Annotated in this window: 9 protein-coding genes and 3 pseudogenes; 6 read left to right on the top strand and 6 right to left on the bottom strand. The window is 72.4% G+C overall.

Annotated features, from left to right (window positions below; all coding sequences use genetic code 11):
• The first annotated feature begins 348 nt into the window (after positions 1-348).
• Positions 349-1,014: pseudogene (locus tag ADL25_RS03635) on the top strand (TetR/AcrR family transcriptional regulator).
• Positions 1,015-1,025: 11 nt separating this feature from the next.
• Here the strand turns inward: ADL25_RS03635 and ADL25_RS03640 are convergent.
• A complete protein-coding gene (locus ADL25_RS03640) occupies positions 1,026-1,679 on the bottom strand; it encodes a class I SAM-dependent methyltransferase (protein ID WP_059126148.1) in 654 nt (217 codons plus the stop codon).
• 368 nt (positions 1,680-2,047) lie between these two features.
• Here ADL25_RS03640 and ADL25_RS03645 point away from each other — a divergent pair, with 368 nt between their 5' ends.
• Positions 2,048-3,493, top strand: a complete 1,446-nt coding sequence (locus ADL25_RS03645; RefSeq protein ID WP_059126149.1) for a glycosyltransferase family 4 protein — start codon at positions 2,048-2,050, stop codon at positions 3,491-3,493.
• A 64-nt stretch (positions 3,494-3,557) separates the two neighbouring features.
• Here the strand turns inward: ADL25_RS03645 and ADL25_RS03650 are convergent, their stop codons facing one another.
• From ADL25_RS03650 to ADL25_RS03660, 3 genes are all read right to left on the bottom strand, one after another.
• Positions 3,558-3,908, bottom strand: a complete 351-nt coding sequence (locus tag ADL25_RS03650; protein WP_059126150.1) for a VOC family protein — start codon at positions 3,906-3,908, stop codon at positions 3,558-3,560.
• 50 nt (positions 3,909-3,958) lie between these two features.
• Entirely contained in the window at positions 3,959-4,369 is a 411-nt protein-coding gene (locus ADL25_RS03655; RefSeq protein ID WP_059126151.1) for a VOC family protein, read from the bottom strand.
• A gap of 116 nt (positions 4,370-4,485) precedes the next feature.
• Entirely contained in the window at positions 4,486-5,091 is a 606-nt protein-coding gene (locus ADL25_RS03660) for a TetR/AcrR family transcriptional regulator (protein ID WP_059126152.1), read from the bottom strand.
• 111 nt (positions 5,092-5,202) lie between these two features.
• Between ADL25_RS03660 and ADL25_RS03665 the strand changes: the two genes are divergently transcribed.
• On the top strand, positions 5,203-6,096 hold the full coding sequence (locus ADL25_RS03665; RefSeq protein ID WP_059126153.1) for an NAD(P)-dependent oxidoreductase: 894 nt from the start codon (positions 5,203-5,205) through the stop codon (positions 6,094-6,096).
• On the opposite strand, the gene ADL25_RS03670 is transcribed toward ADL25_RS03665, so the two are convergent.
• Positions 6,093-6,542, bottom strand: coding sequence for a PPOX class F420-dependent oxidoreductase (locus ADL25_RS03670; protein WP_059126154.1), 450 nt, complete (start codon positions 6,540-6,542; stop codon positions 6,093-6,095). The genes ADL25_RS03665 and ADL25_RS03670 overlap by 4 nt on opposite strands.
• Positions 6,543-6,618: 76 nt before the next feature.
• Here ADL25_RS03670 and ADL25_RS03675 point away from each other — a divergent pair, with 76 nt between their 5' ends.
• From ADL25_RS03675 to ADL25_RS03685, 3 genes and pseudogenes are all read left to right on the top strand, one after another.
• Positions 6,619-7,197 (top strand): TetR/AcrR family transcriptional regulator, encoded by a 579-nt coding sequence (locus ADL25_RS03675; protein ID WP_059126155.1) that lies wholly within the window; start codon positions 6,619-6,621, stop codon positions 7,195-7,197.
• Positions 7,194-8,566: pseudogene (locus tag ADL25_RS03680) on the top strand (MFS transporter). Before ADL25_RS03675 ends, ADL25_RS03680 begins: the two are co-directional and overlap by 4 nt.
• 64 nt (positions 8,567-8,630) lie before the next feature.
• Positions 8,631-9,857: a serine hydrolase domain-containing protein gene (locus ADL25_RS03685; RefSeq protein ID WP_059126156.1), complete on the top strand. Its 1,227-nt coding sequence runs from the start codon at positions 8,631-8,633 to the stop codon at positions 9,855-9,857.
• Positions 9,858-9,957: 100 nt separating this feature from the next.
• Here ADL25_RS03685 and ADL25_RS03690 read toward each other — a convergent pair.
• A pseudogene (locus ADL25_RS03690) lies at positions 9,958-10,207 on the bottom strand (GTP cyclohydrolase II); the annotation flags it as partial.

Below are 10,207 nucleotides of genomic sequence, written 5' to 3' on the forward strand. Positions count from 1 at the left end.
CCGCCGAGGGACGGCTGTTCCAGCTCCGGACGGGGACGGTCAGCCGGCTGTCCACCGAGCACGACTGGCCCGTGATCGCGGAATGGAACGCAGCGGGCACCACCGAGACCCCCCACCGGGCGCTCTCTGCGTCGAAGTAGGGAACAACGAGGCCGGTTCGTCCACGGGTCCACGGGGACGGACCGGCCTCCGACCTCTCGCTCCCCGGCCGCCGGGGTCCGGGGCCCAGGCCCGAAGCCGCCGGTCGGCACACCGGGTCCTCCTCGGGAGCGCGGCAGGACCGGGCTCCTACAATCGCCGGCTGCCGACGCGCCGTGCGGCGGCCCGTCCTTCGTCCGGAGGAACCCGATGACCAGCGTCGACGAACCGGCACCACCGCGCGCCCGTGTCCGCGACGCCGCCCGCACGAAGGCCGAGATCCTGGACGTCGCGACACGGGAGTTCGCGCGCGCCGGGTACGACGGGGCGCGGGTCGACTAGATAGCCGCCCTGACCCGCACCACCGAGCGGATGATCTATTACTGCTTCGGGGGCAAGGAGCAGTTGTTCACGGCCGTCCTGGAGCGGGCCTACGGAGTCGTCCGCCGAGTCGAGCAGGAGCTGGACGTCGAGCATCTGGACCCCGTCGCGGCCGTCCGCCGGCTCGCCGAGGTCATGTTCGACCATCACGAGGTGCACCCCGACTTCGTCCGTCTGGTCAGCATGGAGAACATCCGCGGTGCCGAGCACATCGCCGCGTCCGAGAAGCTGGACAGCATCGGCTCGCCGGCCCTGGAGGTGACCGGCCGCATACTCGCGGCGGGCCGGGAGTCGGGGCTGTTCACGGCCGACGTCGACGCGGTCGACCTGCACGCGCTGATCAGCTCGTTCTGCTTCTTCCGGATCGCCAACCGGCATACGTTCGGGGCGCTGTTCGGCCGTGACCTGGTGGCCGCCGGCCGGCGCGAGCACTACCGCCGGATGCTCGGCGACATGGTCGTCGCCTATCTGACGGCGGACCGCGCGCGGGCCTGAACACCAGCCGGTCAGGGGTGCCGGCGGACCCTCGTGAAGACATGGAAGCCGAAGGTGTTCTCCCGGAATCCGTAAGGGAGGAAGTGGCGGTGCCGGAGACCGAGCGGCTCGAGGGCGGCACGGTACGCGGCGGCGGGCCGGTGCACAAGACGGTCGCCGCCTACGGCCCACTCCCCCAGGTTCGCGTCGGTGACGATCAGTCGGCCGCTCGGCCGCACCAGCGAGGCGAGGTTGTGCAGCGCCGCCGCCCAGGCATCGTCGTCGAGGACGTGGAAGAGGACGTCGAGGCAGAGCACCACGTCGTAGGGCCGGGGGCTGCGCCAGCCACTGAGATCGGCGACGGCGTAACGCGGGCCGCCGCCTTCGCCACGGGCCTGCGCGACGGCCGCGGAACTGACGTCGAAGGCGTCGACCCGGTGGCCACCCCGGGCCAGTGCACGTGCGAACCAGCCCCTGCCGCAGCCCGCGTCCAGCACCGAGAGCGGTGTGCGGGGGCCGGCCGGAGCGCCGATGATGGCGAGGAGCTGGCCCAGTCGCAGGGCGCGGAGGAGTTCGCCGCCCGACCGGTCGAACCCGGTTGTCGGGCCGCCGGCCGCGGGGTCGTCCTGCGCGCGGTGGCGGGTGTCCCCGTACGGGTGGATGCATTCCTGCGTGCTCTCGGTCATGGTGCTCCACCCGACGAAGGATGACGGCGGTGACGCCCCGGGATCGGTCCCATCAACGCGGGGTACCCGGACGGAGACGGCGGCAGCGGGGGCCCGGTGTGCGAAGGACCGGCTCCGCCGCCTGGGACCGCAGTGCACCCACCGAGATGTACAGCCGTCCCGCACTTCGAACCCGATACGTGACCCCCGCATCCGTCGTGATGCGGTGCCGAGCGCCGTCCCGTGCGCCCGTCATGGGGAGCGGATGCCGGTGCGCCTGTCGTGCGCCGGTCGCGTGGACGCGTCCGGGCCGGCCCCCCGCGCCCGCCATCCGGGTGGACGCCGACCCATGTTGCCTCGCCGTCACCGGGGCGATCTAGCCTGATGCCATGTCCCGTCGCCCGGTGCGCGCACTCACCCTTGCCGTTTCGGTGGCCTGGGCCGAGCTGCGGCACAACCCGCTGCGGGCGGCCCTGCTCGCCGTACGCCTGCTGCCCGCCCCCGTCCGCCGCGCCATGCGGCCGCTGGAGGCCCGTCTCCAGGCCCCGCCGTCCGGGATGTCGGACGAGTCCTCTCCCGCACGCGTACCCGCTCCCCCGGGGCGTGCGATTCTGCCCGTGCGCGGGCGGGTGCTGCACCTGGTCGTTCGCGGGGTGCCGCATGAGCAGGCGGCCCCGGCCCTGCGCACCCAGGCACTGACTCGCGCCCAGTCCGCGGCGGGGCTGGATCCCCACGTGGTGACGCGGATCGGCTTCCCGGTGACCCAGGGGGTGTTCGACGCCCGGCCGCTGCACCTGCTCGAGGGCGTGCCCCAGCACCGGCTGCTGCCGAGGTGGCTGCCGTACGGCCCCGGACCGGTGCTGGCGCGCAACACGGAGTTGGCAGCGCGGCTCGTCGAGCGGGTGCGCCCCTCTGTGCTGCACGCGTCCGGCGATCACGGCGACGGCCGGGTGGCGCTGGCCCTGCGTGAGACGTACGGCCTTCCCGTGGTCTACGAGGTGCGCGTGTTCCGCGAGGAGAGCTGGCTCGCCGAGGCGCGCGGGCGCTCCCGCGGCGACGCGGCGTACCGCGCACGACGCGAGTTGGAGACGTACTGCATGCGTGAGTCCGATGCGGTGATGACACCGGGCGAGGCCATGAAGGGGGAGATCGTCTCGCGCGGGGTGCCCGAGGAGCGGGTACACGTCGTGCCGCACGCCGTCGATCCGCTCTTCCTGGAGCCGCTGCCGGACGGCGGCCCCCTGCGCGCCCGCCTCGGTATCGGCCCCGAGGAGTACGTCGTCGGCACGGTCGGCGGCCTGACCCGTCACGAGGGCATCGGCACGCTGTTGGAGGCCGGTGCCGAACTGCGCCGCCGGGGTGTGCCGTTGCGGCTGCTGCTGGTCGGCGACGGTCCGGAGCGACGTGCGCTCCAGGAGCTTGCCGGGCGGCTCGGCCTCGGGGACGGTACGGTCCTGTTCACCGGCCGGGTTCCACTCCAGCAGGTGCGGAACCACCATGCCGTGCTCGACGTCTTCGCGGTGCCGCGCACCGACGAGCGCGTCTGCCATCTGGTCACCCCTCTCGAGCCGGTCGAGGCGATGGCGAGCGGTCTCCCCGTCGTAGCGAGTGATGTCCCGGCCATGCGAGAACTGGTCGAATCCGGGGTGAATGGACGACTAATACCGTCGAAATCCCCTCTGGCCTGGGCAGAGGCGCTCGAGATGCTGCTCGAGAGCCCAAGGACGCGGCACGCCTGGGGAGCCGCCGGCCGGGCGCTCGTCACCCGCGAGCACACCTGGGCGCGGGTCGCCGCCACGACCCGTGACGCGTACCGCACGCTCGGATGCCTGTGACCTGTCCGGCCATGCGTCCGGCGTCCGCGCGCGGTGCGCGTGCTCATGTGTGAGCACGCGCGGGTCAAAGAGCGTGCGCCACAGGGTGGAGCGGCTCGTACAGACCGATGTCGCCCCCTCCCGGAAGCCGGAAACCGGTGACCCGGCCCCAGCGCGCCTCACTCACCCCGCGCGTGAACTCGACGCCCTTCGCCGCGAGTTCGGACATCGTGGTGTCGAGGTCGTCGCACATCAGCATCAGTTGATGCTCGGGCTCGCCCTCGGCCGGGTGGAAGGCGACCTCGGCCGGCGGGGCCTTGAAGACGAGCCAGCCGTGCCCGGCGTCGACATGCGCCCAGCCGAGGACGTCGCGGAAGAAGAGCCGGTCGGCCTCGGCGTCGCGGGAGTAGATCACCATGTGCGCCCCATTGATCACGTGCGGAGGCTAGCGGCAGCCACGGGACGCCCCGGCACGGCGCGCCGTGCTCAGGCGTTGGACCAGGACCGCCGGCACAGCACCAGTCGATAGCCGTCCGGGTCCTCGATCGTGACGCCCCATTCGTTCCAGTACGGGTTCGGCGAGAGGACGCGCTTGCCGCCGTGCTCCTCCAGCCGCGCCACCAGTTCCTCCGGCACCGGCTCGTCGAGGTACACGACGAGAAGGTCCTCCTCCGTGGGACGGGGCATGACGGGACGGGCCGCCTCGCGGACGAGTTCGAGATGCCAGGAGGCCTCGGGCCTGCCGACCATCAGCAGGTCGTGCTCGCCCGGTTCCGTACCGCCTTGGGCGCGGTACACCACCGACAGCCCGAACCCCGCGACCCAGAACCGTTCGGCCGCTGCCAGGTCCTTGGAGGGACGGGCGATCCTGATGTGACAGTGACCGTCGACAGGCATGGGGGATCTCCTTCATGGACGGGACGAACGGTGAACGGGCCCGTTCAGCAGCCTAGGAGTGGGGTGATCACCGGACCATCGGGCGTCCGCCCTGCGTCCCGGGGCCTAGGACCTCATCAGCCGCCCTGCGACGGCCGTTGCGCACTGGCGTCGAGCAGTGGTCCGAGTTCCCGCGCCACGGTCGTCAGGGCGCGCTCGTCGCGTTCGGTCCGGGCGATCAGCAAGGCGCCCTCCAGCGCGCTGATCATGAGCGTGGCGAGCGACTCGGCCCGGTCCGCCGGGACCCCCATGTCCGTCAGCGCCTCGGCCACCGGGCGCGTCCAGCGCGCGAACGCGTCCGCGGCGGCCCCACGGGTGGAGTCCGTGGACTGCGCACAGTCCACGGTCGCCGCGGCGACCGGGCAGCCTCCCTCGAACCCGGACGCCCGGTACTCGTCCGTCCACTGCCGCACCATCTCGGCGAACAGCCCGCTCGGTGTGGGTTCGGACAGTGCCGCGAGGAAGCGCGCCACACGCCCGGCCGCGTACCGGCCGGCCCAGGCCACCGCCTCGTTGACGAGTTGTTCCTTGCCACCCGGGAAGTAGTGCTGGAGCGAGCCGCGCGGGGCGCCCGCGTGCGCGGCCACATCGCGCATTCCGGTCGCGGTGACGCCGTCGCGCCGGATCAGCTGGGCCGCGCTGAAGACCATCCGCTCGCGCGGGCCCCGCTCGGACACCGCCATCGCCGACCTCCCGACTCACCGCGGCTCATTCGCCCCACTCTATGACCGCCGTCATAGGGCTCGCTACTATGACCACTGTCATAGCGGCACCCCCATGGAGGGCGGTCCATCGTGCACGTCGGCTTCATCGGTCTCGGGGTCATGGGACAGCCCATGGCGCTCCGGCTGGTCCGCTCCGGCACACCACTGATCGTCTGGAACCGCACGGCGGCCCGCACCGAGTCGCTGCGCGCGGCCGGGGCCGAGACGGCGGCGGACCCGGCCGAGGTCTTCGCCAAGGCCGATGTCGTGATCCTCATGCTGGCGGACGACCACGCGATCGACTCCACCCTGGGCCGCGGCACCGCCGGCTTCGCCGCCCGGGTCGCCGGACGTGTCGTCGTCCACATGGGGACGACCTCTCCGGGCTACTCCCGCGACCTGGAGGCGGAGGTCCGCGCGGCCGGCGGGCGGTATGTCGAGGCGCCGGTCTCCGGTTCCCGGGCGCCCGCGGAGAACGGGCAGTTGGTGGCGATGCTCGCCGGGGACGACGCCGCGGTGGACCTCGTACGGCCGTTGCTCGCCCCGCTGTGCCGCGAGACCTTCGTCTGCGGCCCCGCCCCGGGCGCCCTGCTGATGAAGCTCTCGGTCAATCTGTTTCTGATCACACTGGTGACCGGGCTCTCGGAGGCCTATCACTTCGCGGACCGCAACGGTCTGGACCGGCGCCTGTTCCTGGACGTGCTGGACGCCGGCCCGATGGCCAGCGGCGTCTCCAGGATGAAGGCCCCAAAGCTGCACGCGCGCGACTTCGCGGTCCAGGCGGCGGCCCACGACGTCCTGAAGAACAACCGGCTGATCGCCGAGGCCGCCCGCGCGACGGGCGTGGCCTCGCCGCTGCTGGACGTCTGCCACGCCCTGTTCGAGGAGACCGTGACACTGGGGCACGGCGGTGAGGACATGGTGGCCGTCCTGCGGGCGATCGAGGCCCGTACCGCGGGCGACGCCACAGGGCAATACAGCTAGCCCTCGTTGCCCCCCTTGGGGATGCCGTACGCACGCTCCACGCGCAGCTTCAGCACCAGACGGCGGTCGTGGACCATGGCGGCGCGGTAGTCGTCCCAGTCCGGGTGCTCGCCCGCGACGTCCCGGTAGAGCCGGACGAGTTCCTCGACCGTCTCGTCGTAGGGGTCCTGGGCGACCGGCGTGAGGTCGGCCGTGCCCTCGGCGACCGTGTAGGCCCATCGGTCGCCGCTGGTCACGTGGTACGAGGCCCGCGGGTCCCGGCGCAGATTGCGGGTCTTGGCGCGGTCGTCCGTCAGCGAGACACGGATGACGCGGTCCTTCGGATCGTAGGCGTGGGTCACGTTCGACAGCTGGGGCCGGCCGTCGCGTTTGAGGGTGACCAGCACCCCGCCGTGGCTCTCGGCGAGCAGTGCGAGCAGCGCGTTCTGCGTGGCGTCCTGAGTCATACCTCGAACAACTCGCGCGGCCGAGTCCCGCATTCCCGCGTAGACACTGTCTACGGACATCTGGTAGACAGTGTCTATGGCTGATCCGGAGACGGGCCTGCGGGCCCGGCTGATCGATGTCGGTGTCGACCTGGTCAACACCGAGGGCGTCCAGGCCCTGACCCTGCGGGAGATCGCCCGGCGGGCGGGGGTCTCGCACGGCGCCCCCCGCCGCCACTTCCCCACCCATCTGGAGCTGCTGTCGGCCATCGCCCGCCGTGGCTTCACCGACCTCGCGGGCCGCGCGGCCGAGGTGAGGGGCGACGGCGCGGCAGACCCCCGGGAACAGCTCGCCGCCCTCGGCCGCGTCTATCTGGACTTCGCGCTCACCCACCACGGGATGCACGAGCTGATGTTCCGTCACGACCTGCTGGAGAGCGGCCATCTGGGGCTGCGCGAGACCAGTCTCCCGCTGTTCTCCCTGCTGGTGGACCTGGTGGGCCGAGCGCGGCCGGACGTCGACGCGGCGCTCGTCGCGGGCTCCCTGCTGGCCAATCTGCACGGCATCGCCCAGTTGTGGACCTGGGGCAGCCTCCCGCTCGCCACGGGGGCCGATGACGTGGTGCCGCTGCTCCGAACCGCCCTGGACGCACACCTCGGGCCGGGCGGCCGGTGAGGGCCCACCGCGCCACCACGCTCGCGGCAAGCGTCGTCGGCGCGGTCGTCGTCGCCCTCGACGGCACGTGCTCACCGTCGCGCAGCCCACCCTGCAACGGGATCTGCACGCTTCCCTGACCCAGGTGCAGTGGACGAGCACCGGCTATCTCGTCGCGGTGTCGAGCCTGTTGGTGTTCGCCGGCCGGCTCGGGGACCGCCACGGCCACCGGCGCATGTTCGCCCTCGGCATACTCGGCTTCGGCACGGTGTCGGCCGGGATCGCGGTGGCGCCGGACATCGGCTGGGTGATCGGACTGCGTGCGCTCCAGGGGGCCTTCGGCGCCCTGCTGCAACCGGCGACGCTCGGCATGCTGCGGGCCGCATATCCGCCGGAGCGTCTGGGCATGCCGATCGCCCTGCGCACCGGCGCGATCGCCCTGGCGGCCGCGGCGGGTCCCTTGGTCGGCGGCGCTCTGGTCGCCCCGTTCGGGTGGCGGGCCGTCTTCTTCCTCAATGTCGCCCCTGCGCTGGTCATGGGCGTGCTCGTGGGATGCGCCCGCGCCCCGGAGCAACGGCCCTCGTCCCGCCCGCCGCTGGACCTCCTGGGCGCCGCTCTGCTCGCGACGGCCCTGATGTGCCTCGTGTACGCGCTCACCGCGGGCGCGGACTCCGGCCGGCCCGTGATGTCCGCCCCGGCCCTGCTCGCCGCCGCGGTGGCCGGCTTGATGTTCGTACGGCACGAACGGCGCGCCACCGGCCCGCTGCTGCCCCCGGACGTCCTCGGCCGGCCGGGGATGAGCCCCGCGCTCGCGCTGCTCGTGGCCGCGTCGGCGGCGATGCTGGGAGCGATGTTCGTCAGCAGCTACGTCCTGCAGGACGAGTTGGGCCTCGACCCCTTGCGGACCGCGCTGCGAGCCCTGCCGGGACCCGTGGCGATGGTGCTGGCGGCGCCCACGGCGGCCGTCCTCATGCGCCGCTGCGGTCCGCGCCGCACCGCCGGGCCCGCGGCGGTGCTCCTGGGCGTGGGCGTACTCCTTCTGTCCCGGCTCTCGCACGCATTGCCGGCCCTCTGGGCGGGAATGGGATTCCTGCTGGTGGGTGCCGGATTCGGCACGGTGATGGTGACGGCGACGACGGTGGTCGTACGAGAGGCGTCCGTCACCTCGGCCGGGGTGGCCGGCGGTCTGCAGCAGACCGCGCTGAACATCGGGCCCACGGTGGGCGTCGCCGTTGCCGGCACGCTGATGACGTGCACGAACGCGACGTCCGGGCCCACCCTCGTGGCCCTCGCCTGTGTGTCCCTGCTCGGCGTTCCACCGGCCCTGCGACTGCCCGGCCGGTCCGAAACCGCGGTGGGCGCCGGAGAGGGATCACCCGCAGCCGGGTAGCCGACCATGAAATGTTGGAACCGGAAGTCCCGGTACAGCACCCGGGGGAGACCGGAGGAGAACGATGGGACACCTGCGGCAAGAGGTGGAGCCGGAGGACGTGGGTCTGGACCCGAAGGCGCTGGCCCGTCTGGACCAGCACTTCGCCCATGAGGTCGATGACGGACGGCTGCCCGGATTTCTGGTGGCCGTCTCCCGGCACGGCCGCACGGCCCACCTCGCCACGTACGGGTATCGCGACGTCCGGGCCGGGCTTCCGGTCGAGACCGACACCTTGTGGCGGATGTACTCGATGACCAAGCCGGTCACCTCGGTCGCCGCGCTGATCCTCATGGAGGAGGGCCGCTTCGGGCTGGACACGCCCGTCGCCGACGTCCTCCCGGCCTTCGCCCGTCCGCGGGTCTACGTCGGGGGATCCGGCGCGGCGGTACGGACCCGGCCCGCCGAAGGACCGATCCTGGTTCGCCACCTGCTCACCCACACGGCGGGACTGACCTTCGGCTTCTACCACTCGCACCCCGTCGACGCCCTGTACCGGGAGGCGGGCATCGAGACGTCGGTGGTATCCGGCGCGACCCTGGCGGAGACGTGCGAGGTGTACGCGCGCCTGCCGCTGCAGTTCGAACCGGGCACGCAGTGGAACTACTCCGTGGCGACGAACGTGCTCGGGCGGCTCGTCGAGGTCGTGTCGGGCCGGGACCTGGACGACTTCTTCGCCGAACGGATCTTCGCCCCGCTCGGCATGACGGACGCCGGCCTGTGCGTCACCGAGGCACAGGCACCGCGGCTCGCGGAGCTGTACGGCGAGACCGAGGACGGCGGCATCGCACCGATCCCGGGGCTGCCCCTGCGCGGCCGGCCCCGCTTCCTGTCCGGCAGCGGCGGCATGGTGGCGACGGCGCACGACTACCACCGCTTCATGGAGTTCCTCCGCCGCGGTGGCGAACTGGACGGCGTCCGTCTGCTGAGTTCCGAGACGGTCGCCACGATGACCTCGAACCACCTTCCCGGCGACGCCGACATGCTCTCCTACGGCAGCCGCGGCCACCGCGACCCCGGCAAGGCGGGCCTCGGCTTCGGCCTCGGGGTGTCCGTCGTCACGGAACCCGAACTGACCAGGTCCCCCGAGGCGCTCGGCACGTTCGGCTGGAGCGGGGTGGCCACCACGACCTTCTGGGTGGACCCTCGCAACGATCTGACCGTGCAGTTCCTGACCCAGCTCAGACCGACGGGCTCGCACTCCGTCTACCCGGAGCTGAAGCGGCTCGTGCACGAGGCCCTGACCGGCTGACGCCCGCACGGCGGACGCCGTCCGGCGGTGACGCACCGCGCGCCGGGGACCCCGGGATGCGGGCGCGGCGGCCGACGCCGGACGGCCGCCGCGCACCCTCTCACGACGAGTGCACCACCGCGTCCAGATGCGGCAGGTAGTGGTCGAGCCGTTCCCGCTTGGTGCGCAGATAGGTGATGTTGTTCTCGCACGGCGGAATCAGCAGCGACACCTGCTTGTCGACCTTGATGCCGTGCCGCAGCAACGCCTCACGCTTGCGCGGGTTGTTGGAGAGCAGACGCACCGACCGCACCCCGAGATCGTGGAGGATCTCCGCCGCCACCTGGTAGTCGCGCGCATCCACCGGCAGG

This window comes from Streptomyces sp. NRRL F-5122 (genome assembly GCF_001507435.1).
In the GTDB taxonomy this organism is placed as follows: Bacteria; Actinomycetota; Actinomycetes; order Streptomycetales; family Streptomycetaceae; genus Streptomyces; species Streptomyces lannensis.

Coding starts and splice junctions, on each gene's coding strand:
- ADL25_RS03640 (WP_059126148.1), bottom strand. CDS start 1,679: ATGACCGAGAGCACGCAGGAATGCATCCACCCGTACGGGGACACCCGC.
- ADL25_RS03645 (WP_059126149.1), top strand. CDS start 2,048: ATGTCCCGTCGCCCGGTGCGCGCACTCACCCTTGCCGTTTCGGTGGCC.
- ADL25_RS03655 (WP_059126151.1), bottom strand. CDS start 4,369: ATGCCTGTCGACGGTCACTGTCACATCAGGATCGCCCGTCCCTCCAAG.
- ADL25_RS03660 (WP_059126152.1), bottom strand. CDS start 5,091: ATGGCGGTGTCCGAGCGGGGCCCGCGCGAGCGGATGGTCTTCAGCGCG.
- ADL25_RS03670 (WP_059126154.1), bottom strand. CDS start 6,542: ATGACTCAGGACGCCACGCAGAACGCGCTGCTCGCACTGCTCGCCGAG.
- ADL25_RS03675 (WP_059126155.1), top strand. CDS start 6,619: ATGGCTGATCCGGAGACGGGCCTGCGGGCCCGGCTGATCGATGTCGGT.
- ADL25_RS03685 (WP_059126156.1), top strand. CDS start 8,631: ATGGGACACCTGCGGCAAGAGGTGGAGCCGGAGGACGTGGGTCTGGAC.